The organism is Paenarthrobacter sp. TAF1 (genome assembly GCF_052113825.1).
GTDB lineage: Bacteria > Actinomycetota > Actinomycetes > Actinomycetales > Micrococcaceae > Arthrobacter > Arthrobacter nicotinovorans.
On sequence record NZ_JBFRDO010000003.1, the window covers coordinates 126,762 to 152,796 of the forward strand.

Genomic DNA, 26,035 nt, shown 5'->3' on the forward strand with positions numbered 1-26,035 from the left:
ACCCGGAGGGGGCCACAATGGATCCACTTAGCACCCAGCCACGCTGGCGCAGTGCTTTCGCTGTGGCCCTTACCGGATGCCATGCCACGTATGTCAACGAATTCCGTCGCAGATCCAGCCGCCTTCAAGGTGTCCTTGACGACCTTGGGTTCCGCTTCAGCCTAGGCGCCAGCAAAGCCGTAGTGACGGCAGGACAAGCTGCAACATTGCTTGTCATAGTGATTGGCCTTGTATGGACAGCACCCCACGCCGGCCTGTCCCCTTTGGGTATTCCGCTCAACGCTCCGGACCTGACCACAATAGCCGGCGCCATGCTGGCATTGGGGCTTTTACAGGCGAGGCGTCGCTTCCGGCGGGCTCACCGGCAGTGGACTACCGTATCGGGAGCGCTGGGATGCGGCATGCGCGCCGGGCTGGCCATCCCGGACATCGGCTTGGCTTTGATGCTGGCAGTCCAGAACCTTCACTGGGGCAGCCTGATCAATGTACTGGCAACCCTTGGCTTGGCTGGAGCCACGGTTGCCCTGCTTCCAAACGGCAGATCGTGGGTCTGGACGCCCGGAATCATTGCAGCAGCAGCGACGTCAGGGAGCGTCATCATGCTCATAGCCCAATCTCCCGCGCTCATCATTTTCTCCGGCGGCAAAGACCAGTACGCGATTGACTTGGCAGTTACCCTGGCCTCGGTGGTCCTTACGGCATCAGGAACCCCCCTTTTGTTCACCGGAATTGCCCATAATTATGCGTTCAAGTCACGGGGATTATTCCTGGATATGGGCATAAAGGCTGGCGGTATAGTACTTCTGGCTTCACTAGCACTCATAATTGGTGAAAATACGCCCTGGCCCGGAGTTGCGCCTTTTGTATCCATTGCTGTGTTCTTCCTGGGAATGATACTTTTCAGGTCAGGCTTCGTGCGGACGTCGTCACTTGAGACTCTCGGATTTGGGTTGTTCGTTTTCCGCACTGTCCCGGGGAAAGCAAGGGCGCTGTTACTCAGAAGCCTGTTTACCAATGCCGTGCTTGTACTGCCTGCCTTGGCGTGTCTCATCGCAACTCTGCTCTTCCACGGAAATCCGCAGTCGGCTTTGCTCCTGGCCGCTCTGGCCGTCTTTGAAATCGCCGCTGATGCCCTAATCATCCAGCGGAAGACAGCGGTCCTGCCGGCGTCGCGTATCGCCGAACTGTCCCAACGCTCAAGGGCAGGCCTGGGCGCAGCTCTGTGCGGCGGGATGGCTGTCGTGCTTTCCGGGGTCCTGGGAGGCATCATTCCCGGAGCGGCAGAGCCAGCATGGCTGGCCGCCGTCGCTGGCGCCTTGGTGATAGTAGCCGCGCTGCTCTTCGGCGTTCTTATGGCAGATACACCATCGTGGTTACGCGACCTGACGGCAACAGAAACAGAGGAACCATGAAGTCCCTGACGAGCGTTGAACACGCCTTCGGAAGCAATGTCATCTTCGCCAGCACGAAGATCGACTTGCCGGAAAGAGGCGTGGTGGCCCTCCGTGGGAGCAACGGGAGCGGAAAGACGACTCTGCTGAAACTGCTCGGCGGCGTGATCCATTCATCCTGCGGAACTGTCCGCGACTGGCGGAACAGGTTCAACGCGGTCTATCTCGACACGGAATACCTGACGCTCGACTACCTCACAGCGAGCGAATTGCTTGACATGATCAGGCCCCTCACCGGACCCATCCCAGATAACGGGCTCCTCACCGATGGGATGCTGGCTACCAAGGTCAGTGATCTTTCACTTGGCCAGCGCCAACGACTCGTCCTTACAGCGGCATTGGCCTTCCAGCACACGGATGTTGTCTTGCTTGACGAACCTCTTAATGGGCTGGACCGGGATGGTTCCAAAGCTGCCCGCAGTGCCCTCCTGGCCGCGGGCCAAGATCGTCTTGTCATCCTGGCCACCCATGAAGAGGACCGATGGACGGACTACGATCTCACCATCGGGCAGGACCGCAAGGTGAGGTTGTCCGAGGCTGGAGTCGCAGCTTGAACGCATCCCAGCTGCCTGCGCGGCCCTCGGGCTTCCGATCTTTCTACAGTTCGCTAAGCGGGCTCTTCCCGTCTTTTGCCAAGGATCTGGTCCCGCCAGTCATTACGGTGGTGGCGGGCGGATTATTTGCATCGCTGTTTACCTGGAAGCCCGTTACTGATGGAACCGCCCTCACGGCCAACGAAATTTTTGCCCACAATTTCTCCTTGGCATTGGTCGCCCTCCTCCTGACGCAATACGGTGCGAGGATCATGATGCTTGCCAACGGCTTCTATCTGGGGATGGGCTTGGTGGGAAGTGTCGCCTCGGCAGGCCTGGCACAGACCGTTGCACTCACACTGGTCCACGTCCCGCTCGAGATCGTTGCGTGGGTGATGACAATCCAGGGTGCTCGCCTGTTCTGGCCGACGCTGGTTGCAGTCCTCAGGAAGGAAGGCATTCGGACGAAGTTCCTCCCAGCGATAATGCGCACCATCGCCGCCTTCACCGTGTTTTACGTTCTGGCCGCCGTGGCCGAATGGGCTGAGTACGCACTACTGAAAAGGTAATCGATGACCCCGAGCTACCCCTCCCCGTCCCACGAATCCCTTCAGGCTCCTGGAGCACCCAAGATCAACGCCGTCTGGATAATCTGCCTGCTTCTCGCCTACACCGCGGCGGCGCAATACGCGGCAGGCCCCAGGCTTGAACAACTGGTCAGCGAGAATGCCCAATACAACCAGTTCTCCAGCCAGGAAGTACTGCTCACTTTCATGCGCGTAGGCGTACCTCTTTGGAGCATGGTGGCATCTTTCCTCCAGGCCCTTGCACTGCGGCTGATCTACAAGTTCATTGTCGGGGTCGAGGTGCCAACACTGCGCACAAGCTGGCTCTGGGTGCTGCTGGGCCAGATACCGTTCATGCTGACGACGCTTTTCGTGGGTCTGTTTCTTGAACCGGCAGCGACGCTGGTGCTGGGACAAACTTGGCTGAGAATTCTGTTCGGGGCCATCGCCGCCGCACTCTACGCAGTGCTTGCCCGCAGAGTATTCGGGGCTCCCAACGGCCGCCTCGCCGTACTCTTCGTCATCTCCTCAATTATCAATTCCGTACTGCTGGTGTCGGGGACTGCATAGCGACATCCGTGCTCCGAGGACCGATATGAAGTAGCTACAGGAGCACGCTGCCCTCGATGCAGGTGGTCGATTCCCCACCGATCCAGATCACGTCATCCTCGGCAGAGACATGGATGCGTCCGGCCCTGCCAAGGACCGTTCCTTGGGCCGCGACATACTCCGCTGGTGCACGCCCGGTACCGATCAGCCACTGGGCCGCTCCCGCGTTGAAGCTGCCCGTTACGGGGTCTTCCACCATGGCGTCACCCGGAACGAACGTGCGGACTTCGAAATCGGCAGCTGCACCTGGCTCATGCGGGCCGATCACGCCAACCTTGAGGTCGCCCATCGCAGCAAAATCAGGTTCAAGGGCCAGCACCTGTTCGGCTGATTCAAGGAGCACGCCGATCCATTCCGGGCCGTTGACCAGCCACGACACATCCAGAAGCGAAGCCTCGGGAAGGCTCAGCCCTGCAGCCAGTTGGGCGCGTTCAGTCTCGCTTACCGGACCGAAACGCGTCAGCGGCGGAGCGGCGAAAGCCAGCCGTCCGGCGTCGTGCTTCACCCGGACCAGGCCGGCGCCGCATTCCTGAACCACAACGCCATCCGCCTTTGGCACTCCCCCGGACTGCAGCCAGGTGTGCGCGGACCCCAAGGTGGGATGCCCCGCGAACGGGAACTCCTCGCTGCTGGTAAAAATCCGCACCCTGTAGTCCGCTGCGGGATCCGTCGGCGGAAGGAGGAACGTGGTCTCGGAGAGGTTGGTCCAGTTGGCGAAGTGCTGCATTGCCTCTGTGCTGAGGCCCTCGGCGTCGACCACGACGGCGAGGGGGTTTCCCCGGTACGGCTGGTCGGAGAAGACGTCCACTTGGTGGAACGGGCGGGCGCGGAAAGCTTCTGAAGTCATCCGGGAAGGCTATCACCGGGGTGCTGGCGGCCGTGACCTGCGTCTGCAAAACTACGAACATGGCAGAGAACAAGACCCAGCCCACGGACGTGTCGGTCGAGGAATTCCTGGCGGCCGTCGAGCACCCTACCCGGCGTGCGGACGGCGTTGAGCTGCTGGAGATGATGCGCGAAGCCACCGGCCAGGAAGCTGTCATGTGGGGTCCCACGATTGTCGGGTTCGGCAGCTACCACTACAAGTACCAGACCGGCCGCGAAGGCGACGCCCCCGCCGTCGGGTTCTCGCCGCGAAAAGCGAACCTGGTGTTGTACGGCGTCACGGAAGGGCCCGACGCCGACAGGCTCCTCCTTGAGCTTGGCAAGCACAAGACGAGCACGGCCTGCCTGTACCTCAACAAGCTGGACGACGTGGATCGGGATGTGCTGGCAGAGATGATCCGCGCCGGCTACAAACACGTGATGACGGAGCACCACACGCCTTAGCCCCTCCCCGAGGTGGCAGTTGATGACAGTTCCAGGCATCAGTATTGGCATTAAGTGTCACTTCGGTGCACAGAAAAACCCCCGCCACCGGAATCCGGTAGCGGGGGCCTTCCTTGCAGTCAGAGACTACTTGCTTGCAACGACCTCGAGGTCGATGACAGCGGAAACGTCCTCGTGCAGGCGAACGTTGGCCTGGTACGAACCGACAGACTTGATGTGGTTCGGCAGTTCAACGTTGCGCTTGTCGATGGCGCCGAGGCCAGCGGCCTCAACAGCAGCAGCGACGTCGGCCGGCTTGACGGTACCGAAGAGACGACCGGACTCGCCGGCCTTCACCTCGAGCTTGACCTTCTTGGAGGACAGAGCCTGGGCCTGTGCCTGTGCAGCTTCAACGGAAGCGTGGGCACGAGCAGCGCGGGCAGCCTTGATGGACTCAACCTGCTTCTCGCCACCCTTCGACCAGGTCAGGGCGAAACCGCGGGGCAGCAGGAAGTTACGTGCGTAACCGTCCTTGACCTCGACAACGTCGCCAGCAGCACCGAGACCGGTTACTTCGTGGGTCAGAATGAGCTTTGCCATGTTAGTTAATCCCTTCCCTTAGCCGCGGCCAGCGCCGGAGTAAGGCAGCAGAGCAACTTCGCGGGCGTTCTTGATTGCCTGGGCGATCTTGCGCTGTTCCTGAACGGTAACGCCAGTAACGCGACGAGCGCGGATCTTTCCGCGGTCGGAGATGAACTTGCGCAGCAGTGCTACGTCCTTGTAGTCGATGACAGTGATGTCAGCGGCCTTCAAGGGGTTGGACTTTGGTTTGGGCTTACGGAGTTCAGCCTTAGCCATCGTGGAGCTCCTTTTCTATGGAGCCCGTGGATATTGATCCACGGGATGGTGGTGTTCGACGGCGGTGATCGCCAAGGTGCCTTGCGGCAGTCCCGGCGGGTGTCCGGCGTCGGACTTTAATGTGGTGTTTAGAAGGGAGGTTCGGAATCCGGGCCGTTGCCCCAGCCGCCAGCGTTGCTGACACCGGGCGTAGCCCAAGGGTCATCCTGCTGTTGTGCGGGCTGGTTGCCGCCCCAGCTTCCACCGGAGTTGCCGCCGCCCTGGTTTCCACCAGGAGCGCCACCTCCAAAGCCACCGGAGTTACCGCCGCCGAAGCCACCCTGTCCACCGCCGGAGCGCTGGGTACGGTTGACCTTGGCATTTGCGTAACGCAGGCTGGGGCCGATTTCGTCGACCTCAAGCTCGATAACGGTGCGCTTTTCGCCTTCTTTTGTTTCGTAGGAACGGCTCTTCAAGCGGCCGGAAACGATCACGCGCATGCCCTTGGTGAGGGACTCGGCTACGTTCTCGGCTGCTTCGCGCCATACCGATGCACGGAGGAACAGGGTTTCCCCGTCCTTCCATTCATTGGACTGGCGGTCAAAGGTCCGGGGAGTAGAAGCGATGGTGAAGTTCGCTACTGCTGAGCCAGACGGGGTGAACCGCAGCTCCGGGTCATTGGTGAGATTACCAATGACCGTAATAGTGGTTTCGCCTGCCATCTACTGCCTCCTTGTTCGTTCCTGCGGTGTAAAGATTTTGAAGGGGCTGATTACTCAGCAACGACCTTCTGGTCTTCGGGGCGGATGATCTTGGTGCGCATGATCGTCTCGTTGAGAGACAGCTGGCGATCAAGTTCCTTGGCGGTAGCCGGTGCAGCGGTGAAGTTCACCACGGCGTAGATACCTTCGGACTTCTTCTTGATGTCGTATGCCAGACGGCGACGGCCCCAGATGTCAACCTTTTCGATGGTTCCACCATCGGTGGTGATGACATTAAGGAACTTCTGAAGCGACGACTCTACGGTACGCTCTTCGACCTCGGGGTCGATGATTACCATCAATTCGTAAGGACGCATATGTGAACCCACCTCCTTTGGGCTAAGCGGTTACGGTATTTCCGTAACAGGAGGTTCATTTGCGATGCTGTGCACCGCTCCCCCGCCGAAGATTCGGAAGGAGGGCGTAACACAGACTTCAATATCTTAGTGCATCTCCTGCACTCAAAGCTATTCGGGCGGATCCCGGCCCGGAACGGGGCACTTGGCGTATGTGGATAAATCCGCCTGGGTCGGCGTCATGCCGCATGGCCCAACGACAAAACCCCTGGAAGATCGTGGATCTTCCAGGGGTTTCTCTGTGCGCGGAGGGGGACTTGAACCCCCACCCCCTTTCGAGGACTAGCACCTCAAGCTAGCGCGTCTGCCATTCCGCCACCCGCGCAAGGTGATCAGGAGAAAGCAACTTTCGTTTTTCTCCTTGACAGCGACAAAGACAGTAACACGAACATGTCCGATTCGTGGATTCCTGGCACCTTGAGGACGTCCCGTTAGAGTGGCGCCATGGATGCCACACCGTTGAACAACCTGGTCCTGACCGTTGTTTTTGCCGCGATAGCCCTCTACGCCCTGTACTTCGTGGTCCGCGCTGGAGTGAGGGACGGCATCCTTCAGGCGAAGAAGATCTCCCAGGACTCCACCTCACGGGAACAACCGTGACCAGCGGCGGGCAAGCGAAAAGCCTCAGGGTCCGACGCAGCAGATTGCGCTTCGTCGCCATGATGGTTGCCGGCGCGTCGACGTTCCTCGCAACGGGGCTGGCAGGGAGCTGGGTGGACGCGCCTGCCGTGGGCTGGGCGACGGCGGCACTGGTCTATGTTGCGTGGGTCTGGCTGGTGATCGCCCGGATGGACCCCGGTCAAACACAGCAGCACGCAACGTCCGAGGACCCTTCCCGCGGAGTCACCGATCTCCTGATCCTCATCGCGAACCTTGCCAGTATTGCCGCGGCCGTCGCGGTGATCGTCAACTCCCACACGGAAGGCACCGGATCACGCCTGTCTTCGGGAGCGCTGGCACTTGCCTGCGTCGCGCTGTCCTGGATGCTGGTGCAGACCCTCTTCACGCTTCGCTACGCGGAGCTCTATTACAGCCCTGCAGAAGATGCCGGAGGTGAGGTGGGCGGAATCAGCTTCAACCAGGAACGGCCACCCCAGTACACGGACTTTGCTTACCTGGCCACGAGCCTGGGCATGACCTACCAGGTGTCCGACACCAACCTCGGCAACCACCGGATCCGGGCGGAAGCCTTGAAACACAGCCTGCTCTCCTACCTGTTTGGCACGGTGATCCTTGCCGTCACCATCAACCTGGTGATCGGCCTGGCCCAGTAGCCCACGCAGCCGCGTAGCCCAAGCAGCCGCTCATCAGGCCGGTCACAAAGCAAAACGGGACAGCCGCCGTCGAACGCCGACGGCAACTGCCCCGCATCAGAAAGAAACTTACGACGCCGGTCCGGAACCGACCGCGGAAGGTTCGGCTGAAGCGGCATCCTGGTGCGGGCTGCCACCGTTCCTGCGGTAGCGGAACACTCCGATGCCCACCACCACAGCGGCGAGGCCCAGCGACAGGAACAGCGACTCGCGGGTGGACTCGAGGATGACCATGCCGATGATGAGCGCAACGATGCTGCCGATGGCGATCCAGGTGAGGTACGGGAAGAACCACATTTTGAGCTCGAGCTCCTTCGCTGCAGCACCCATGCGCCTGCGCAGGATGAGCTGGGAAGTCGCAATGACCAGCCACACGAACAGGGCGATCGCGCCCGAGGTGTTCACCAGGAAAAGGAACACCGTGTCCGGCGCGATGTAGTTCAAGCCAACCGTGATGAAACCAACCACCGTGGAAGCAAGGACGGCTGCTGCGGGGACACCGCGCTTGGAAATCTTCATCCACGACTTGGGAGCATCGCCGCGCCGGGAGAGCGAGAAGAGCATGCGGCTGGCGGTGTAGAGCCCTGAATTCAGGCAGGACAGCACCGAGGTGAGCACCACGATGTCCATGATGGTGCCGGCGCCCGGGATGCCATAAAGCTCGATGACGGCGACGTAGGGGCTTTTGGCGACGGATGCGTCGTTCCACGGCAGGAGCGTGACAACAATGGCGATGGAGCCGATGTAGAAGATCAGGATGCGCCACACTGTGGACTTCACGGCCTTCTTGACGGCGTCTACGGGGTTCTCGGATTCACCCGCAGCGATGGTCGCGATTTCGGCACCGAAGAAGGAGAAGACCACGACGAGGATGCCCGCCAACACTGCGCCGGGACCGTTGGGCATGAAGCCGCCCTGGTCCAGCAGGTTGGCGACACCCGGGGCGGATACACCGGGCATGAGACCGAGAATTGCTGCGATGCCTGCAAGGAGGAAGATCACGATCGCCGCAACCTTGATCGAAGCGAACCAGAATTCGAACTCGCCGTAGGACTTGACTGATCCGAGGTTGGTCAGCGTCAGGAGAACCATGAGAACCAACGCCCAGATCCACTGATCGACGCCGGGAACCCAGCGGTGCATGATGGCGGCACCCGCCGTTGCCTCGATGCCGAGGACGATGATCCAAAACCAGGCATAAAGCCAGCCAATACTGAACCCTGCCCAGCGGCCAAGGGCCTTGTCTGCGTATGTGGAAAACGAACCCGTCTCCGGGTTGGCGGCCGCCATCTCACCAAGCATGCGCATGACGAGGATGACAACCAGGCCGGCGGCCAGATAGGCCACCAGGATGCCGGGTCCGGCCTGCTGGATAGCAGCACCGGAGCCAACAAACAGACCTGCTCCGATGACGCCCGCAATGGCGATCATGGAGAGGTGGCGGGGTTTCAGTGACTTTGAAAGCTGTTGGTCAGCGTGCATGGATCGGCGCCGTCCTTTGGGTTTGAGTTGGGCCATGAGTGGTGTGCCACGGGCCACACGACTTTCCCACACTAGCCAGCACCAGAGGGCAAATTGCTGTGCAATTGGACATTTTGACACCTCCAAAAAAGGGAGACTGCACAAAATGTATTGCCACAGGCAACACAAGTTTCCTTATGAAAACATTCGAAATATGCGCGAAACGAGTGCTTGAGGCTTTCGGCTAGACCGACGTCCGGAAGAACAGTTCCGTCACCGCCGCAAGATGATGCGGATCCTGTACGCCGCAGAGCTCACGCGCCGAGTGCATCGACAGCAGCGGGATACCGACGTCCACGGTGCGGATCCCCAGGCGCGTGGCAGTCAACGGGCCGATGGTCGATCCGCAGGGAAGATCGTTGTTGGAGACGTACTCCTGGTAGGGCACGTTCGCCTCGGCGCACATCCTGGCCCACAGCGCAGCTCCCGCGGCATCGGTGGCGTAGCGCTGGTTGGCATTGATCTTCAGGAGGGGACCACCGTTAAGAACCGGCTTGTTCGCCGGGTCATGCTTCTCGGCGTAGTTCGGATGGACAGCGTGGCCGGCGTCCGCGGAAACACAGAACGACGCCGCCACGGCCTGCCGCCGCTGGGTCACCGAGGCTCCCAATCCATCAGAGATGCGCACCAGCATGTCCTCAAGGATGGGACCGCAAGCGCCCGAGCGCGAATTGGAGCCGATCTCCTCGTGATCGAACGCTGCAAGAACAGCGATCGGGCCGTCCTCCGGGGACGAGGAAGCGTGGGCAATCAAGGCCACCAACCCCGCGTGAGTGGAGGAAAGGTTGTCCATGCGGCCGGAGGCGAAGAACTCGCCCTTGGCCCCGAAAACCGCAGGAGCCTGCGTGTCCGCCACGACGACGTCGTATCCGCCGATTTCGGAGGCATCCACCGAGGTGCCCTCGACGCCGGCGGCCAGCAGTCCCAGAAGGTCCTCGCCCACGGGATCGCCCTGGCCAAAGATCGGGTTCATGTGCTGCTGCTTTGACAGGTGCAGACCGTTGTCATTGACGCCCCGGTCAAGGTGGATGGCCAACTGGGGAAAACGCAGCAGCGGTCCTGTTGAGGTGAGGTGCTCGGTGCCGTCGCGCATGACCAGCCGGCCGGCGAGCTGCAGTTCGCGATCCAGCCACGAGTTGAGGAGCGGGCCACCGTAGACCTCGACTCCCGCCTGGAGCCAGCCGAACTTGCCGGTGGTGGGTTTCGGCTTCAATTTGAAGGACGGTGAATCTGTGTGTGCACCCAGGATGTTGAATCCGGTAGTGGGTCCGGCATTGGGGGGGGTAACCCAGGCGATCAACGCGCCGTCACGAATGACATAGAACTTTCCCGCTCCACCGTCCCACGGCTGCCGCTCGTCCAATCCAGTGAAACCGGCCTCGTCAAGGCGGCGCGCGGCCTCGTGCACTGCGTGGAAACTCGACGGCGACGCCGAGACGTACACGCCGAGATCCTGGATATGGTCAACTGCTGCGGAAGCGTTTGAAGGCATGCTCCCGAGTCTAGCCGCATGGATTCAACCGCCTGTCCGGACCACCTGGCACCCTGCCCCGGACAGCTGCGGGGTCAGATGGTAACGTTCAGGGCGGCCGTATAGCCGCCGGCAACCGAGCCGGAAATAGTCGCCAACTGGTATATGCCCCCATCGTCACCAAAGACGTTGTCAGAGGACAGGGTGGTTTTCGGGAAGCTTCGGGCACTGTTTTCGTAACCGGTGGTTGCATACACGGTCTTGCAGGCGCTCTCAGTCAAGGCTATCTGCGACACCGCCAGCACCTGCCCCGCGTTGGTGGCGTTGCTCATCGACTCAAATACCTCAAAGTGAATATGAGGCCAGCGGCCCATGTAGGCGCCGGGAAAGACCGTACTGAAAGTGAGTTGGCCATTTTCATCCGATTCCTGGACGCCCCGCAGGTAGTTCTCGTCTTCCAGGCCGGAATCGTAGAGCGAATACTTGCCGTTTTGGTCGCAATGCCAAACATACACAGCCGCGCCCGCCAGGGGAGAGCACCCGTTGGCGTTATCCAGAAGCGTCAAGGTGACAGTGAGCGGCACTCCTGCGGCCTTCGTGCTGGACGCTCCGAAACTGGATCTGATGTCCCGTCGCACAACTCCCGAAGCCTCGAGGACATTGGGTCCGTTTGAGCCGTCGCCCGGGTAGGGCCCCAACGTTTCCTCCGGGATTTCCGCTCCGCATTCGGCCAAGGCGCGGGTCACCGTACTGGTGGCCTCCGCCGACGGTGAGGTGGCCGCCGTCGTGCCTTGCGATGGGGTGACGGTACCGGTGGAGGTTCCCGACTGCGTCGCGCCGCCGCCTTGCGTCCCCGGCGTGCAGGCGGCGAGGGCGGCAACGGTTCCCGTCCCGAGAAGAACGCCCAAGGTCCGCCGCCGGCTCAGGAGCGTGGAGAGGTCGAACTCCAGTCCCTTGTCGTGGTTCGGGTGCGGCTGTTGAGGAGATGTCATGCCTCCATCAAAGCTGCAGTCACTGTGAGTTGTACATGGGGAATCTGTGGCAGGACTGTGACCGGTGAAGACCCCCGGAATTGAGCCAGGCGTGCATAATAAGCATTTCGATATGCTTGTAATGCTCGTCACGTCGTGGCACGATGGCTTGCAACAGCAACTGACGGAAGGTCCACTGCCATGAACATCGAACTGAAACCGGTGCGGAAGCTTCGCATCCACTGGCCCATTTCGGTAGAGACGATGACCCAGCTCGCCGACGGTCAGCTTCAGGCCCTTGAGTCCGACGCCGGTATCGCCTCGTTGCTGGACGCGCTGACATCAACCCCGGAGCTGGGCGGGTTCGGGAACTACCACCATGTCTTCGAATCCTCGGCCGGCTTTGAGGGATTCACAGTGGCAGAAGGAGCCAATCCCACCCTGGGCAGCGTAGGCCAGCGGACCATCTCACCCACTTTTGTCTTCACGACGTACTTTGACGACTCCCTGGACGACACCGCCGTCCAACAGCTCGTCCAGACGATCGTCGACATTCACCCATGGGAGGTTCCCGTGATCGAGGTTTCGGGACCCCTCAGCGTCTCAAGCAGTGTTATGGACTCCCGCACCGAAATGCGGGTGGCATCATGAGCGCCTCAGTCTGGGAAGAGGTTGCACCACTCCTCCGCAACAGGACTTTCACGGATCTCACCCACGCCTTCCACCCCGGCCAACCGCACTTTTCGGCCTTTCCCGACGAGACACGGGAAGCCCTTTTCGATATGGAAAAGGGCGACGGATTCACCGCCCACAGGTATTCGATTGTGGGCCAGTGGGGCACGCACGTGGATCCGCCGTCGCATTTTGTCCGGGGAGGCCGGACGCTGGACCAGATACCTGTGGAGGACATGATGCTTCCCCTGGTTGTCCTGGACATCAGCCACCGTGTCAGAAACGATGCGGACGCAACCCCCACCCTTGACGATGTCCGGCAATGGGAAGCACGCAACGGGGCCGTCCCAAACGGGGCGTTCGTTGCCCTTCGGACCGGCTGGAGCAAACACTGGCCGGACGCATCGGCAATGGCCAACAGGGATGACGACGGCATCAGCCACACACCCGGGTGGTCCCAGGAGGTGCTTCGGTATCTGGTCGAGGAGCGCTCCGTTGCTGCCGTAGGCCACGAGCAGACCGACACGGATCCCGGCATGGCTACCTCACGGCAGGACTTCAGCCTGGAAACATACGTCCTGGCCCAGGACCGCTGGCAGATCGAGCTGCTGGCCAACCTGGATGAACTACCGGAATCCGGCGCCATGCTGATCGCCACGTGGGCAAAGCCCTTGGAGGGCAGCGGTTTTCCGGCACGGGTGTTCGCCATTCACTGACGCCGTACCGATCCGGCCCCCGGGGCTGACTAGAATCAATCCATGTCAAAGACCTCCAGCATGGGCCGCGGCATGATGGCCTTACTCACCGTTGGGGCGCGTCACGCGGAAGGATTCGACGGCGGTACGGTGGCTGACATTGCAGCCCGCCTGGACAAGGACCGCAGCCAGGTCTCACGCAGCCTCAAAGGTGCACAGTTGGAAGGTTTCCTCACAAGGACCGAACAGCGTGAGTATTGCCTGGACTGGTCCTTCCTGACGGACGCGCAGCTGGTCACCGAACAGCGGCTGAAGACTGACGGCTTGACCGCATTGGAGGGTCTGGCATCCGAAACCAACGAAGCCTGCTTCCTGGGTGTACTGAGCGGAAACAGTACTGTCACCATTGGCGAGCAGGTGCCTGAAAGCGCCAATTTGGTGGGTTCCTGGCTTGGCCGGCCCTACCCCGCCTACTGCAGCGACGCCGGCCAGGCGCTCTTGTGGGATGCGCCGGACTCAGACGTCCGGAAGATCTTTGACGGAGTCGAGTTCGTGAAGCACGGGCCCAATACGCCTGTGTCCGTTGACGATTTCCTGGAGCGGTTGGCCAAGGCAAGGGAACGCGGCTACTCGATCGTGGACGAGGAAGCCGAACCGGGCCTCTACTCCCTGTCCGCGCCCGTCCGGGACTTCAAAGGCGAAGTCGCTGCTGCATTGCAGATTGTCGGCCCGAAATCACGTCTGGAACCCCAGCGCGAAGCCTTCGCCATGGCTCTTGGTTCGTGGCGGGACTGGCTTGAGTCTTCAGTTGGAGGACAGTCAGGTCAATCCTGAGGTTGGGCCGCGCTGCCGAGCCGGTTGGAAGCGGACTGAAGCGCCGCTGCAATGTGTGGAGCCGCTTTCTCCAGATCGGCGCGGCTTCCCAGGACGCTGAGTGCGGCAACAATGCGGGCTCCGCCTGCCCGGACCGGTACTGCCAGCTCCCAGACGCCGTGCTCGAATTCTTCCGCAGCCAGGACATACCCCTGTGGCTTGTCCTTGTCCATCAGGGTGGCCACCTCCGCTGCGGAATGCGCCGCGGCGGGGCCGCCAACGCCAATGAAGTTGGCCTCGCGGAGCAGACCCTCAAGCTCCTTTGCCGAATGGTCCCACAGCAAGGCCCGGCCGGCGCCCGTGCACCACACAGGGGTCACCATGCCGGGCTTGGCGAAGCCGCCAAGGACAGAGTTGTTGGCGGAAGAACGCAGCAGGAGCACCCGGACCCCGTCGCGCACTGAGAGCCTGGAGCGCAATCCATAAGAGGACACCAGCTCCTCAAGCTCGGGTCCGGATTGCTGGACCCAGCCTCCGTTCAGGGAGGCTGCCAGGGTGAAGAACCGCGGCCCTGTGCGGAAGGGACCCCGATCCACGCGTTCCAGCAGCCCAAGATCGCACAGTTCCTGCGCCAACCGTGAGACCCGGCTTTGTTCCATGTCCAGCTCCGCAGCCAACTGCGAGACTCCCAAAAGTTGGCGTCCCTGCTTTTCGCGGTCCGTGACCAGCCGGATCAGGCGAAGGCCCTGCGCCAACGACGAAGCCTCTGTTGACACATCCACGAATCAGGCTCCTTCCACCAAGCGCTCACGCCATTCTCACACGTTGGCGCAGACCCTGAGGATCCTGGCGTCCTTGGCCCACACCGTGTACAAATCTGCGAGAATTCCGGCATTGGCTGCTTCAAGCTCTCCCGAAGTGATTTCGGACCGGTCCTGGCGCCCGAACAGGACCACTTCGTCCCCGGGCAGGACCTCCGGAACGGATGTCACATCAACCACCATGGAGTTCATGGAAATCACGTCGACGATGGGCACGCGTCGGCCGCGGACCAGGACATCGCCGCGATGGTCGGCGCTTCGACGGCCGAGTGCGCGTCGATACCCATCGCCATAGCCCACAGTGACTGTTGCCAAACGGGACTCTGTCGCCAGGGTATGGGTCAGCCCATAGCCCACCTTGCTTCCGGCGGGATAGGTGTTCACCGAGCCGATGCGTGCCTTGAAGGTCAGGCAGCGGCTGAATCCGGGCTGCGCGGGTTCCGTGTCACCGTAGAGGACGGCCCCGGTCCGTACCATGTCCATCCACGACGCCCGGACGTTCAGGGTTGAAAATGAGTTCGCCGCGTGGAGGAGCACTTCGCTGCGGGGCACTTGCGCGGCTTGGAGGATAGCTTCGGACTCGGCCCTGAAACGCCGCAGCGATTCTTCTATGTTCTTCACGTCGTCGCAGGGAAAATGCGTCATGATGCCGGCGGGTTGAAGCCAAGGCTGGCTCAGGATCCCGACTGCGCAGGCCCTGCCGCGGGAAGAAGACACGTCAAGGCTGTGGCGGCTGATACCCGACGAGTTAATGTCCAGGTGCACCCGTAATTTCCGGCCCGTTTCCTCGGCGATCCCGCTCATGGCCAAGGCACTCTGCGGATCAGAGACGAGTTCTTCAATGGAGAAGTCCATGCCCGCCCTGACTTCCTGCGGGGCCGCTGCTCGAACGCGGAGGAGTTTTCCCTGAAAACCATGTCTCCGCGCCAGCTCTGCTTCGTGGTTCGACCCCACCCCTATGTAGGGAACGTCCTGACGAACCAGGAACGGCAGCAACATGTCAGCCCCGTGGCCGTAGGCGTCGGATTTGATCACGGCACACAGCAAGGCCCGGCCTTCCAGGAGTTGCATCATGGATCGGACGTTGCCATCAAAAGCGTCGCCGTCAACTTCCAACCAACTGGAAAACTTCCCGGCCGGTTCCGTGGACTGGGTTGTTTGGGCCATCCTGCCCTCCCCCTTTCAAGACAGTCAGGCGGCGGGGCAATATTGCCCTGCCGCCTGACGTGGCAACCTGGATCAGACCGACTGCTTTACTTTCACAGTCCGGCCGTATCGGAAGTGGAAATACAGGTAGCAGGCAGCCACAAAGGGGATACCGAAGTAGAGGGCAGCGACCTGCGCGGGATCTGAAGCAATGCCCACCAGTGAGAGCAGGCACAGTCCGAAGGCCAGGATCGGAACTACAGGGAAGAACGGTGCCTTGTAGGCAAGGTCAGCCACCCGTCCCCCGTTGCGGACAAAGGCCCGGCGATGGAAGAAATGCGAGGCGGTGATGGACATCCATACCCCGACGACGGCGAAGCCGGCTACGGAGACGAGGGCCAGGTACACGGTCTCCGGAGCAGCCACGCTGCTGATCAGGGACGCCAGCCCTCCCACCATGCTGACGGACAGGGCAAGGAGTGGGATGCCCCGGCGGGTGAGGCGCTTGAGCGCCTTGGGAGCGTGCCCTTCGTCTGCAAGGGAGTAGAGCATGCGGGCACAGGAGAACAGGCCGCTGTTTCCGGCGGACAGGAGGGCTGTGATGATGACGAAGTTCATGATGTCCGCCGCGAAGGGAATGCCTACGGACGAGAAAACAGTGACGAACGGGCTCTCATCCAGTCCCACCTGGTCATAAGGAACGGTTGCGGCGATGACGGCGATTGCCCCCACGAAGAAGATCAGGAGGCGGATGACCGTGCTGCGCATGGCCTTGGGGATGTTCCGTGCCGGATCCTTGGTTTCGCCTGCCGCCACGCCAATCAATTCCGAGCCGGAGAAGGCGTAGAAGACGGCCAGGGCTGTCACCAGGACGCCGGAGAAGCCGTTGGGAAACAGGCCGCCTGAGGTATTGAAGTTCTCGAACAGGAACGGGTGGTGGTCGTTGTCCGAGAGTGGATGGAATCCGAAGAGGGCCGCCCCGCCGAATACGATCAGTGCGATGATCGCTCCGACTTTGATGATGGAGAACCAGAATTCAGATTCGCCAAAGAACTTGGACGAGAGCGCATTGAAGCCGAAGAGCATGGCAGCGAACACCAGGCACCACACCCATACCTCGACACCCGGGAACCACCGCTGCATGAGCAGGCCCGAGGCCGTGAACTCCGAACCGATCGCCACCGCCCAGCACAGCCAGTAGAGCCAGGCGGTGGTGAAGCCGGTAGCCGGACCAATTGAACGGGAAGCGTAGATGTGGAAGGCACCCGAGACCGGGTAGGCAATGGCGAGCTCGCCAAGGCAGGCCATCACCAGGTAGACCACGAAGGCTCCCACCAGGTAGGCGATGACTGCGCCCAAGGGGCCTGCCTGGGAGATGGTGTAGCCCGAGCTGAGGAACAAGCCTGAGCCGATGACACCTCCCATGGCAATCATGATGAGGTGACGCGGACCCATGGAACGGCGAAGGCCTGTTTCCAAAGGCGCCGGAGGGGCGTCAGCCGGGTGGTCCAGTTTCAGGGGGGTTGATGATTCCATGACTCGTCTCCGATAAGTGAAAGATGCGATCGGGACGCCTGGGACTTCCTGCGCGGGGGAGCCGGAGGCGCGCTTGTAGTGACGAAGGTAACACAGAATCGGCTCAAATAGTCATTAAAAACATTTATGAATGTCTATAACGCACATCTTGTGAAGAAAGTGGGCCCGGGTCGGGCCCACCGCATCAATAGTCCGGGTTGCTCGGCACCACCAGTCCGGTCTCGTAGGCGTAGACAACCACCTGCACGCGATCCCGCAGCTGCAGCTTGCTCAGGATCCGGCGGACGTGCGTCTTGACAGTGGCCTCGGAGAGGAAGAACTTATGGGCGATCTCCGCATTGGACAGACCCTCGGCGATGGTCGTGAGGATTTCGGTTTCGCGCGGCGTGAGTTCGCCAAGCAAGGGATCCCGGTGGGGTGCGGGCGAATGGCCCGGCACTGCACCGCCCCGGACATACGTCTCCAGGAGCCGCTGCGTTACACGCGGGGCGACGACGGCGTCGCCGCTCGCCACGAGCCGCACCGCATGGACGAGCTCTACCGGGGCAACGTCCTTGAGGAGGAAGGCAGAAGCTCCGGCCTGCAAACCGGTGAAGGCGTACTCATCGAGGTCGAACGTGGTCAGGATGATGACCCGCGCTTCCGAACCTGAATCGGAGATACGCCGCGTTGCCTCGATCCCGTCCATGGTGGGCATGCGGACGTCCATCAGCACCACGTCAGGTTGCAAGGCTTCGACCTGGCGGACGGCTTCAGCGCCATCGGACGCCTCGCCCACTACATGGAAGTCTTCTTCGCCTTCCAGAATGAGCCGGAAGCCCATCCTGAGCAGCGGCTGGTCGTCCACGAGCAGCACTTTGATGTCATTGGTCATGATTCCCCCTTGTCGCCGTTCCAGTGGAGGTCGGCGTGGACCGCCCAACCGCCTCTTTTGCCTGGACCGGCAGTAACGATTCCAGCATAGATTCCAGCGCGTTCATTCATCCCGGCAATGCCCAGCCCTGTGCCCAGGCTGCCTATCGATTCGCTGCCACCGTCCCTGGTTCCGCGTCCGTCGTCGAGGACATCAATGGTGACCACATCGCCGTCGCGGGCCACCTGGACGTCCACCCGGCTCAACGAGCGTCCGTAACGCAACACGTTGGTCAGGGATTCCTGCACGATCCTGTAGACGGTGAGCTCGAACGCCGGGTCGGCCGGCAATGCCGGCCCGGTGTGCGCATAGTGCAGTGGCAGGCCGGCCGTGCGGAAGCCCTCCAGGAGCTTGGCCAGGTTGTACCCGGACTCAAGCGGCGTGAGCGGGGCCGGCCGGCCTGAATCATCACGTAGAACCCCCAGAACACGCCGCATATCCGCCAGGGCGGTGCGTCCCGTCCGCGAGAGTTCGCCAAGCACCTCGCCGGCACGTTCCGGATCCTTCTTGACCACAACTGCCGCACCATCCGAAAGACTGATCATGACCGTCAAAGAGTGGGCGACGACGTCGTGCATTTCGCGGGCGATGCGGTTGCGTTCGGTGACCTTGCCCAGCCGCGTGGTCCGGGCGGCCCAGGCAGCGATCTCCGCTTCGTGTTCCCGGCGCTGGCGAACCGAAATGCCAATGCCCGTGGCCAGCAGGTTCGACAACATGATGGTGACCGCCGTGGCGATGTTGTTGATGAGGTGGAAATTCTCCGGAACGTCCTGAAGCGTGTCCATCTGGGCCGGGCTAGTCCACATGAACAGGTAAAGCAGGCTCAGGGGCAGGCTTGCGGCGATAAAGACCGCAAACGTGATCCCGCGCTTCCGGAGGGAAGCCACCGCATAAAGGGCGAACCAAAGGCCCGCCGAAACGTTGGAGCCCCAGGGGTTCAGGATGGTCGCCGAGATTTCCAGCAGGGCCACGGCCAGGACCACCTGGAGCGGGAACTGCCTCCTGAAGACCAATGCCAAGGCAATAAGGAGCAGTATGGCCACCACGAGCCATTTGCCCTCACCGATCGAGGCGACGATGGTGGGCAACGCCAACAACACGTAGCAAAGCACCACCACGGCGTCCATGGCACGGGGACGCGTGAAGAAGTACCGCCGGATCCTGCCCCGGCGGCGTTGGGCAATTTCAGCGAAGGACGCGTCGGCCACGGCGGCCGGCGCGTCCTTCATCTGTGGAGCTTCAGTCATGAATTGAGCCTAGAGGGCACGTCGGCCTAGACGTCGCGCTTCTTGATCACGATCATGGCCGGAATCAGGAAGACCAGCACGTAGCCCAGGAAGATCAACCCACCCTGCCACGGGTCGATGACGCCGTCGGTGTGACCGATGGAAAGGAACCTGCCACCAGCCTCGCTGGGAATGTACTGCGGCACGTACTTCCAGAAGTCGCCGGGCACCAGTGAGAGGAATCCGGACGCGATCGACAGTACGAAGAACAGTGCGACAAGTACGGTCACGCCACCGGCCGAGTTGCGCAGGAGGGTTCCCAACGAAAGACCGATCAAAGCCACGCCGGCAACATACAGGCCACCGGTGAAGATGCTGTACAGGACACCGTCAGTGGACCACGTCAGATCAATATCCAGGCCCTGGAAGACGGGCATGGCGATGAGGAATGTCAATACGGCGGCAATGGTGGTGATGACGTAGGAGAGGACCACCAGAAGCAGCGCCTTGGCCGCGAAGGCCGGAATGCGCTTGGGAACTGCGTTCATGGTTGAACGGATCATGCCGGTGGCGTACTCGGACGAAATGAAGAGCACGGCCAGCGATCCAAGGACCAAGGTGCCGATCTGGATACCGGCATTGGGCAGGTTGTAGAGGTCGAATCCGGACCCCGGCGGGAAGGATTTCGTCAGCATCTCGCCGGTGACGGGCTGGCCGGCATCCTTGGCCTGCTTGATCATCTGGTCAAGGAAGGTGAAGCGGATCAAAACGGCAAGGGCACCCACGCCCACTGTGGCAATAAGAGTCACAGCGAGCAGGATCACGGTGGACGTCAGGGAGCGGAGCTTGATCCACTCCGACTTGACTACTCCCCCAAAAGTAACGCCGCGGACCCCGGCCGATGCGTGGGCCGGTGCTTTGGTGCGATTTTCAGTCATGGTGCTCATTGTCCTTACTTTCCTTCCGGGGCGGCAGAGACAGGCTCACCGGACATATGGGATTGGTACTCCACTTCGTCCTTGGTGAGATTGAAGTAGGCATCTTCCAGCGAGGAAACCTGCGGCGTCAGTTCGTAGACCAGCACGTTGTTGTCCAAGGCAACCTGGGCGATCTCACGCGGTTGCAGACCCACCACTTCCAGGGTCTCCGTCTGGCTCTGGTCCACCCGGACACCGTCTCCCACAAGCAAGGCCGACAGCTGGCTGGCAGCTGAGGTACGAACCAACGTTTTGGCCTGCTGGGCTCCGGCGATGATGTCCTGCACAGGAGCATCCGCGATGATCCTGCCCCGGCCGATCACAATCAGGTGGTCGGCGGTCTGCGCCATTTCGCTCATCAAGTGCGACGAAAGGAAAACGGTCTTGCCCTGGCTGGCCAGGTACTTGACCAGATTGCGCACCCACAGCACGCCTTCAGGATCGAGTCCGTTGACGGGCTCGTCGAGGATGAGGGTCTGAGGGTCACCGAGGAGTGCGGCCGCAATGCCGAGGCGCTGGCCCATACCCAGCGAGAATCCCCCGGCCTTCTTCTTCGCCACGGCGCCGAGCCCGGTCATCTCAATAACCTCGTGAACGCGGGCGGTAGGAATGCTGTGCGTTGCAGCCATGGCCAGCAGGTGGTTGTAGGCACTGCGGCTGGTGTGGACAGCCTTGGCATCCAGCAAGGCACCTACCTGGTGCAGGGGAGCCTTGTGCTGCGCATAATGCAGGCCGTTGACCGTGACGTCGCCCGATGTGGGAGAGTCAAGCCCCATGATCATGCGCATCGTGGTGGACTTGCCGGCACCGTTCGGGCCCAGGAAGCCCGTCACCCGTCCAGCCTGGACAGTGAAACTGACACCGCCGACGGCAGTTTTCTGGCCGTAGACCTTAGTCAGGCCCTTTGCTTCGATCATGGAAGCGTTCCCCTCCTCGGAGCACATAAATGTGCAGGTGAGTTTTGAATGTACTCACCACGCTACTCAGGGAGGCCGCCCAAATCGCCTGTCTCAGGGATGATTCAGGGTTCAGTCAGGGTAGTCCTACCGGATGACCCCGGTCAGTCCGCTTCAGTCAGCCACCGGAAGCGACGAGTACACGCGCAGGACGCGAGGCTTCACCGTGAAGGTAGCCGAGCGGACTCCAGGCGTAGGTTCACCGTCGACGGCCAGCACCAACGGCTGCCCAATGGCTTCGACGGTAATCTCTGTAGCCTCGGCAAGGTGGGTGACCTTCGAGGCCGACACGGTGCCGGTAACGACGGCCCACAGCAAACGCGCACGTGCGAATGGTTCGTCCGCCGTGATCATGCGGAGGTCGAACACACCATCATCCAGCACAGGACGGCGGATGGGCGCATGGTCGCTGGGATAGAACCTTCCCCTGCCCATGTAGAGAATCCAGAGCTTGTGCTTTTGTCCGTTCACCGTGAGCGTGGTGGGGGAATTCACGCCAAAGGTCCGGAGCGATGCCACCACACTGGCGAGCGGCTTGCCCATGGCCGGCTGCAGGCGCTCACGCCGCCTGACCAGATTGGGGTACACGCCCACACTCGCCGTATTCAGCATGGCCAGCTCCGAGGTCTCCGGCTTCTCAACGAGCCCGCGCTGGACAACAACATGCCCCAGGTCCACGGACGCTGCGAAACCATTGGTCAAGGCGTCCAGGACATCCTCGATCGAGCGGGCGCCGAGATCGCGCGCGAAGTGATTCAGCGTCCCTCCCGGCAGAACCGCCAGCGGCAGTGAATGTTCGACGGCGGCAGCAGCCGCCGCTCCCACCGTTCCGTCGCCGCCCCATACGCCCAGCGCTACGGTTCCGGGCCGGGTTGCTGCGGCCTTAACCTCTTCGGCGACATCCTCCCCTTCGGAAATCTCTCGTATATAAGCCTTGGGGAATACTCGTCGCAGCAGTTCTCCGGTTTCGGGGGAGTAGGACCCGCCCAGGACGTTGACCGCGATACTCAGCCCCTCGCCGTCGTGAATTGCCGGAACCTCAGCGGGGGTGCGGCGGGGAGTCGGCTCCGCCGGGCGGGCAGGCCACCACTTACGCGTGAGAAATGCGGCGCCGGCACCCAAAGCCGAGCCAAAGACGACGTCGGATGGCCAGTGGGCACCCGTGTGCACCCGCGAGTAGGCCACCCCCACGGCGATGGGCGCCAATGCAACCCCTATCGCAGGCGAGACGATTCCTGCGCCCACCGCGAAGGCCACAGCGGACGCAGAGTGGCCGGATGGCATCGAAGAGCTTGTGGGCTGCGGATTCACGAACCGGAACAACGGCAGATGTTCAGGAAGCGGCCGCCTGCGGGGCAAAGCCCGCTTGAAAATGACGTTGGTAACGCCGGAAGCCACACCCAGTGCGAGCAAGCCATGGAGCGCCGCCCTGCGGGGTTTCCCTGGAACCGTCGCCATGATCCCGGCAATGCCGAACCACAGCTTGCCTTTCGTCGCCGCGGACGAAAGCCGCCGGAAGAAGACGTCATGATCGCCCTGCGGTTGCCGGGAAACAGCCCGCACCAGGAAGTGGTCGAGTTTGACAACACGTTTGGGACCTTTGCCCACGAAGCCTCGCATCCCTTCACAGTATCGCCTGCCGGTACTGCAGGGCCGCCATGGCTACGATGAGTTGATGATTCGCGTCCTGACTCCCCGAAAGCAACCGGACTGGAAGCTGCTTGCCCCTGGAATATTGCTGCTGTGTGCGTTTGTGGTTCCGGGAGTCATGATCCTGGCAGGACAGGGCCAACCTTCCTTCAACAGCGTAGACACCTGGTGGCAGGCCTTCTCCTTTACGTTGCACTCTCCCTTCTGGGATGGCGTCAACGGGATCCTCAACTGGGTGGGCTACGTGGGGATGCTGTCGGCCCAGGGAGTGCTGGCCCTCGCCTTGGTGGCTTGGAAACGTCCGGTGACGGCGTTATTCGTTGCGGGCTCCGGAATAGCCACACTGGCGCTCACCCAGCTGGCCAAAGTCGTAGTAGGCCGGGAAAGGCCTGTGGGGGCCAAGGTCCTCACCGATACCGGTTCATACCCTTCCGGGCATGTATCCGCCACCACCGCCTTCCTGGTGGTTCTGGCTGTCCTCGCCGGCCGTTGGTGGATGACGACATTGGCCGCGTTGGGCATCATCGCCATGATGATCAGCCGGACGTACCTCTCCGCGCACTGGCTGAGCGATGTCCTGGGCGGTGCCTGCCTGGCTGCCGGCTTGGTGCTCTTGGCTTGGTGGCGATTCCAGGACGTATGCATTCGGGAGAATGCTTCGTTGGATGGCAGGACTATTTGGGCGGCAAGGGCTTCGCGACGCCGGCAAGCAGGAGAGCCAGCAGAATAGGCGCCCCAATGGCCAGCAAGGCCAGGTGGATTCCTGTCTGGTCTCCCAAGTAGCCCAGCAGCGGCGGTCCTGCCAGGAAGGCAATGTAGCCGATGGTGGAAACTACGGAGACCCTGGCAGCGGCGTGTTTGGGATCATCGGCAGCCGCAGACATACCCATGGGGAAGGCCAGCGCCGCCCCAATGCCCCAGAGAGCCGCGCCGACTCCGGCCAAAACCACGTTGCCCGCGAATACGAACAGGGCCAGGCCCAAGGCGGCTGCGGCCATGCTGGCGCGGAGAACGGCTACCCGGCCAAACTTGTCGATCGCCTTGCCGCCCAGGAACCGCATGATGGTCATGGCCAGTACGAACAGGGCGAACAGCAAAGCGCCGGTGGACTCTGAAGTACCCAGCCCGTCCACGGCTGCCTTGGCGATCCAGTCATTGCCCGCACCCTCGGTGAGCGTGGCACCCAGGACCACGACGCCGATCAGCAGCGTCCTGCCATCCCGCCAAGCCGTGGGACCCTTGGCGGCCGACCCGCCGCCGTCGTGAATTTCCACCGCTTCATGCGGCAAAAAGTACTTAGGGACGGTCAGGGCCAACGCGACAGCGACGGCGGCGATGACCAGCAAGTGCTCGGGCAGGCCGACTCCCAGCTGGGACAACCCCGCACCGATCAGCGCGCCGAGGAAGGCCCCGCCGCTGAATGCCGCGTGGAACTGCGGCATGATGGTCCGCTCTAGCCGGTGTTCGACGTCGGCGCCTTCAATGTTCTGGGCTACGTCCCACAGGCCAATGCCGATGCCGAAGAAGAAGAGCGCTATGGCTGTGGCCGGCACGGACGCGGCAATCAGGGAGAACGCAATTGCCGCACCCGCGGCTCCTGCCACGATGCCGGCCAACCGAACCGTGTTCGCCGTGCCGATCCGGCCCACCACCCAACCCGCAGACGGCAGCGCCAGCAACGAGCCAACCGCGGTGCAGAGCAAGAGCGTGCCCATCTGGCCGGACGTGAGGTTGAGCGCTTCGGTCACAGCCGGAATGCGGGCTGCCCAACTGGCGAAGACCAGACCGTTCATGCCGAAGATCAGGAACGTCGCCACTGCCGCGGCCCTGACGTTGGTGGTGCTTCTGGTGTTGGTGGTCATGCAATCACAACTTCCACGGAGAGTTTGTTGAGCTGGGCAAGGTCTTCGGGGGATGGTTCCAGGTCCGTCACGATGACGTCCACGCTGTCCATCGCGGCAACCAGGGCCCTGGCGCCGGCATTCCATTTGCTTCCCGCGGCCGCGACGATCACGCGCGACGCCGACTCCAGACCGGCACGCTTCACGGCCGCGTCATCGAGGTCGTGAGCCAGCAGGCCGTCTTTGAGGTTGAGCGCGCAAGGGGTTACGACGGCGGTGTCGAACCTAAGCGAGCGGACGTTGGCTTCCGCCATGGGTCCCCTGAAAGACTGCTCACCCGGGGTGAACCGGCCACCTGGGAGGATGAGTTCAGGAGCCCGGCCCTCCGAGGATTGCGTGAGGGCTTGGACGCCGTGCAAGGACATCGGCATGACCGTGAGCTCTCGTGTGCTGAGCCGGCGTGCGATTTCCGTGGCAGTGGATCCACTGTCCAGCCACACGTGTTCGCGATCCCTGATGAGTCCATCCACGGCTTTGGCTATGCGGGCTTTGGCCTCGTGGTCCTCGAGTTCACGCTGCCCGTAGCCGGGGTTCTCTCCACGGGCCAGGAGGCTGCGGGCACCCCCGTGGACTCGCTTGAGCACACCGTTGGCTGCCAGGATCTCGAGGTCGCGGCGGATGGTCGCCCCGGAAGCTCCGGTGGTTGAGACCAGTTCGTCGACGGTTACTTCTTCTTGTCCGCGCAGCAGTTCGGCGATGAGCCTGTGGCGGTCAGTGGTTCCCATGCCTCCACGGTAGCAGGCGTGTGCTCACTTAATCATGTCAAGTGATCATTTGCGCACAAACCCTCGCTCACATCCCACGCCCTTCAACCCAATCCTCCCTCACATCCCACACCCTTCAACCCAACCCTCACCCACACCCCACTGCCTTCAACCCAACCCTCGCTCAGTGACCACCCGTTGGTGATCGGGTAGCGGCCAACTAGGAAGCCAGCTCAAGCTCTCGCGCCGGGACGTGAGCAAGCGTCCACCCGAAGGGCTCGTTACGTGAGCAAGCGTCCACCCGAAAGGCGCGGAACGTGAGCAAGCA

29 protein-coding genes and 1 tRNA gene are annotated in these 26,035 nt (G+C 61.9%); 11 read left to right on the forward strand and 19 right to left on the reverse strand.

Translation table 11 applies throughout. From position 1 onward, the window contains the following. Positions 1–17: 17 nt before the first annotated feature. From AB4Y81_RS05140 to AB4Y81_RS05155, 4 genes are read left to right on the forward strand one after another with little or no spacing between them, the layout of a single operon-like run. Entirely contained in the window at positions 18–1,412 is a 1,395-nt protein-coding gene (locus tag AB4Y81_RS05140; RefSeq protein WP_181423305.1) for a hypothetical protein, read from the forward strand. Continuing rightward, entirely contained in the window at positions 1,409–2,005 is a 597-nt protein-coding gene (locus AB4Y81_RS05145) for an ABC transporter ATP-binding protein (protein ID WP_064722379.1), read from the forward strand. The genes AB4Y81_RS05140 and AB4Y81_RS05145 overlap by 4 nt, the downstream gene beginning before the upstream one ends. Further along, positions 2,002–2,553 carry a hypothetical protein gene (locus AB4Y81_RS05150; RefSeq protein WP_144027682.1) on the forward strand — a complete coding sequence of 184 codons (552 nt, stop codon included), beginning with the start codon at positions 2,002–2,004 and terminating at the stop codon, positions 2,551–2,553. Before AB4Y81_RS05145 ends, AB4Y81_RS05150 begins: the two co-directional genes overlap by 4 nt. Before the next feature lie 3 nt (positions 2,554–2,556). After that, positions 2,557–3,120 (forward strand): hypothetical protein, encoded by a 564-nt coding sequence (locus AB4Y81_RS05155; RefSeq protein ID WP_441995466.1) that lies wholly within the window; start codon positions 2,557–2,559, stop codon positions 3,118–3,120. Between the two features lie 34 nt (positions 3,121–3,154). Here AB4Y81_RS05155 and AB4Y81_RS05160 read toward each other — a convergent pair whose 3' ends face one another. Continuing rightward, positions 3,155–4,006, reverse strand: coding sequence for a PhzF family phenazine biosynthesis protein (locus tag AB4Y81_RS05160; protein ID WP_441995467.1), 852 nt, complete (start codon positions 4,004–4,006; stop codon positions 3,155–3,157). Positions 4,007–4,065: 59 nt separating this feature from the next. On the opposite strand from AB4Y81_RS05160, the gene AB4Y81_RS05165 reads away from it, so the two are divergent. Then, complete coding sequence (locus tag AB4Y81_RS05165) at positions 4,066–4,488, forward strand: DUF1801 domain-containing protein (protein ID WP_441995468.1); 423 nt, start codon at positions 4,066–4,068, stop codon at positions 4,486–4,488. A 126-nt stretch (positions 4,489–4,614) separates the two neighbouring features. Here the strand turns inward: AB4Y81_RS05165 and rplI are convergent, their stop codons facing one another. From rplI to AB4Y81_RS05190, 5 genes are all read right to left on the reverse strand, one after another. Beyond that, positions 4,615–5,067, reverse strand: coding sequence for a 50S ribosomal protein L9 (gene rplI / locus AB4Y81_RS05170; RefSeq protein WP_018778531.1), 453 nt, complete (start codon positions 5,065–5,067; stop codon positions 4,615–4,617). A gap of 18 nt (positions 5,068–5,085) precedes the next feature. Then, on the reverse strand, positions 5,086–5,325 hold the full coding sequence (rpsR, locus tag AB4Y81_RS05175; RefSeq protein ID WP_003800144.1) for a 30S ribosomal protein S18: 240 nt from the start codon (positions 5,323–5,325) through the stop codon (positions 5,086–5,088). 128 nt (positions 5,326–5,453) lie between these two features. Beyond that, positions 5,454–6,026 (reverse strand): single-stranded DNA-binding protein, encoded by a 573-nt coding sequence (locus AB4Y81_RS05180; protein WP_018778530.1) that lies wholly within the window; start codon positions 6,024–6,026, stop codon positions 5,454–5,456. Positions 6,027–6,076: 50 nt separating this feature from the next. Then, entirely contained in the window at positions 6,077–6,382 is a 306-nt protein-coding gene (gene rpsF / locus AB4Y81_RS05185) for a 30S ribosomal protein S6 (protein WP_011776755.1), read from the reverse strand. A gap of 281 nt (positions 6,383–6,663) precedes the next feature. Beyond that, positions 6,664–6,746 (reverse strand) — tRNA-Leu (locus AB4Y81_RS05190). 119 nt (positions 6,747–6,865) lie between these two features. Between AB4Y81_RS05190 and AB4Y81_RS05195 the strand changes: the two genes are divergently transcribed. After that, entirely contained in the window at positions 6,866–7,021 is a 156-nt protein-coding gene (locus tag AB4Y81_RS05195) for a hypothetical protein (protein WP_179128458.1), read from the forward strand. Then, on the forward strand, positions 7,018–7,695 hold the full coding sequence (locus AB4Y81_RS05200) for a DUF1345 domain-containing protein (RefSeq protein ID WP_231375249.1): 678 nt from the start codon (positions 7,018–7,020) through the stop codon (positions 7,693–7,695). Before AB4Y81_RS05195 ends, AB4Y81_RS05200 begins: the two co-directional genes overlap by 4 nt. 108 nt (positions 7,696–7,803) lie before the next feature. On the opposite strand, the gene AB4Y81_RS05205 is transcribed toward AB4Y81_RS05200, so the two are convergent. The 3 genes from AB4Y81_RS05205 to AB4Y81_RS05215 form a co-directional block, all read right to left on the reverse strand. Beyond that, on the reverse strand, positions 7,804–9,216 hold the full coding sequence (locus tag AB4Y81_RS05205; protein WP_441995469.1) for an amino acid permease: 1,413 nt from the start codon (positions 9,214–9,216) through the stop codon (positions 7,804–7,806). Positions 9,217–9,439: 223 nt separating this feature from the next. Next, a complete protein-coding gene (locus AB4Y81_RS05210; RefSeq protein WP_441995470.1) occupies positions 9,440–10,747 on the reverse strand; it encodes a M18 family aminopeptidase in 1,308 nt (435 codons plus the stop codon). Positions 10,748–10,821: 74 nt separating this feature from the next. Next, entirely contained in the window at positions 10,822–11,718 is an 897-nt protein-coding gene (locus AB4Y81_RS05215; RefSeq protein ID WP_441995471.1) for a dioxygenase family protein, read from the reverse strand. Between the two features lie 180 nt (positions 11,719–11,898). Between AB4Y81_RS05215 and AB4Y81_RS05220 the strand changes: the two genes are divergently transcribed. Genes AB4Y81_RS05220 through AB4Y81_RS05230 form a run of 3 tightly spaced genes read left to right on the forward strand, consistent with a single transcriptional unit; the run spans position 11,899 to position 13,898 of the window. Further along, on the forward strand, positions 11,899–12,348 hold the full coding sequence (locus tag AB4Y81_RS05220) for a hypothetical protein (RefSeq protein WP_018778524.1): 450 nt from the start codon (positions 11,899–11,901) through the stop codon (positions 12,346–12,348). Further along, the gene (locus tag AB4Y81_RS05225) at positions 12,345–13,085 is read left to right on the forward strand and encodes a cyclase family protein (protein WP_189076447.1); all 741 of its coding nucleotides are present in this window, start codon (positions 12,345–12,347) and stop codon (positions 13,083–13,085) included. The genes AB4Y81_RS05220 and AB4Y81_RS05225 overlap by 4 nt, the downstream gene beginning before the upstream one ends. Positions 13,086–13,127: 42 nt before the next feature. Then, positions 13,128–13,898, forward strand: coding sequence for an IclR family transcriptional regulator (locus tag AB4Y81_RS05230; RefSeq protein ID WP_018778522.1), 771 nt, complete (start codon positions 13,128–13,130; stop codon positions 13,896–13,898). Here AB4Y81_RS05230 and AB4Y81_RS05235 read toward each other — a convergent pair. The 8 genes from AB4Y81_RS05235 to AB4Y81_RS05270 all read right to left on the reverse strand — a co-directional run bounded on the left by AB4Y81_RS05235 (position 13,889) and on the right by AB4Y81_RS05270 (position 23,072). Further along, positions 13,889–14,659, reverse strand: coding sequence for an IclR family transcriptional regulator (locus AB4Y81_RS05235; protein ID WP_018778521.1), 771 nt, complete (start codon positions 14,657–14,659; stop codon positions 13,889–13,891). The genes AB4Y81_RS05230 and AB4Y81_RS05235 overlap by 10 nt on opposite strands. Before the next feature lie 36 nt (positions 14,660–14,695). Next, a complete protein-coding gene (alr, locus tag AB4Y81_RS05240) occupies positions 14,696–15,865 on the reverse strand; it encodes an alanine racemase (RefSeq protein ID WP_018778520.1) in 1,170 nt (389 codons plus the stop codon). A gap of 72 nt (positions 15,866–15,937) precedes the next feature. After that, positions 15,938–17,380: an amino acid permease gene (locus tag AB4Y81_RS05245; RefSeq protein WP_039243531.1), complete on the reverse strand. Its 1,443-nt coding sequence runs from the start codon at positions 17,378–17,380 to the stop codon at positions 15,938–15,940. A gap of 184 nt (positions 17,381–17,564) precedes the next feature. Then, a complete protein-coding gene (locus tag AB4Y81_RS05250; RefSeq protein WP_018778518.1) occupies positions 17,565–18,254 on the reverse strand; it encodes a response regulator in 690 nt (229 codons plus the stop codon). Next, positions 18,251–19,540: a sensor histidine kinase gene (locus tag AB4Y81_RS05255; RefSeq protein WP_039243532.1), complete on the reverse strand. Its 1,290-nt coding sequence runs from the start codon at positions 19,538–19,540 to the stop codon at positions 18,251–18,253. The genes AB4Y81_RS05250 and AB4Y81_RS05255 overlap by 4 nt, the downstream gene beginning before the upstream one ends. A gap of 26 nt (positions 19,541–19,566) precedes the next feature. Continuing rightward, positions 19,567–20,457, reverse strand: a complete 891-nt coding sequence (locus AB4Y81_RS05260) for an ABC transporter permease (protein ID WP_441995472.1) — start codon at positions 20,455–20,457, stop codon at positions 19,567–19,569. 14 nt (positions 20,458–20,471) lie between these two features. Next, on the reverse strand, positions 20,472–21,413 hold the full coding sequence (locus AB4Y81_RS05265; protein WP_018778515.1) for an ABC transporter ATP-binding protein: 942 nt from the start codon (positions 21,411–21,413) through the stop codon (positions 20,472–20,474). 153 nt (positions 21,414–21,566) lie between these two features. After that, positions 21,567–23,072, reverse strand: a complete 1,506-nt coding sequence (locus AB4Y81_RS05270; RefSeq protein WP_441995473.1) for a bifunctional phosphatase PAP2/diacylglycerol kinase family protein — start codon at positions 23,070–23,072, stop codon at positions 21,567–21,569. Between the two features lie 55 nt (positions 23,073–23,127). Here AB4Y81_RS05270 and AB4Y81_RS05275 point away from each other — a divergent pair, with 55 nt between their 5' ends. Continuing rightward, positions 23,128–23,832: a phosphatase PAP2 family protein gene (locus AB4Y81_RS05275; protein WP_441995474.1), complete on the forward strand. Its 705-nt coding sequence runs from the start codon at positions 23,128–23,130 to the stop codon at positions 23,830–23,832. Here AB4Y81_RS05275 and AB4Y81_RS05280 read toward each other — a convergent pair. Next, positions 23,777–24,964 carry an MFS transporter gene (locus AB4Y81_RS05280; protein ID WP_441995475.1) on the reverse strand — a complete coding sequence of 396 codons (1,188 nt, stop codon included), beginning with the start codon at positions 24,962–24,964 and terminating at the stop codon, positions 23,777–23,779. The two genes, AB4Y81_RS05275 and AB4Y81_RS05280, sit on opposite strands and share 56 nt — an antisense overlap. Continuing rightward, positions 24,961–25,728, reverse strand: a complete 768-nt coding sequence (locus AB4Y81_RS05285) for a DeoR/GlpR family DNA-binding transcription regulator (protein WP_079582545.1) — start codon at positions 25,726–25,728, stop codon at positions 24,961–24,963. The genes AB4Y81_RS05280 and AB4Y81_RS05285 overlap by 4 nt, the downstream gene beginning before the upstream one ends. Between the last annotated feature and the right edge of the window lie 307 nt (positions 25,729–26,035).